Origin of the sequence: Chryseobacterium sp. SIMBA_038 (assembly GCF_046535115.1) — a bacterium.
Lineage (GTDB): Bacteria > Bacteroidota > Bacteroidia > Flavobacteriales > Weeksellaceae > Chryseobacterium.
The window spans coordinates 1-243 of record NZ_JAWRXH010000384.1 but is presented as its reverse complement, the minus strand read 5'-3'; the positions used below and the strand labels follow the sequence as shown (position 1 = coordinate 243).

The 243-nt window shown below is 35.4% G+C and carries 1 protein-coding gene; it reads right to left on the bottom strand.

What is annotated here, in order from left to right:
- A partial coding sequence (locus SB689_RS23995; RefSeq protein ID WP_410694528.1) for a hypothetical protein occupies positions 1–243 on the bottom strand: 243 nt, incomplete at both ends.

Genomic DNA, 243 nt, shown 5'->3' with positions numbered 1-243 from the left:
CGGGGCAAAGCTTCTTTGTATTAAGGTTTGTTTTTCTGGTTCCGGCTTATAAGTATAAGATGATTTAAACCGTTTGTTTTCTAAAGGAAGAACTATTTGCTGACTGCATTTTTTATCTCCAACAGGCTGTACCCATTCTGATAGTTGTATACTTTGATTATTCTTTAATTCGTCAATAAGCAAAAGAAGATAGGCATCATTTGTTGTGTCCAAAAACAGCTCATTGTCTCCCTGAACCAAAAC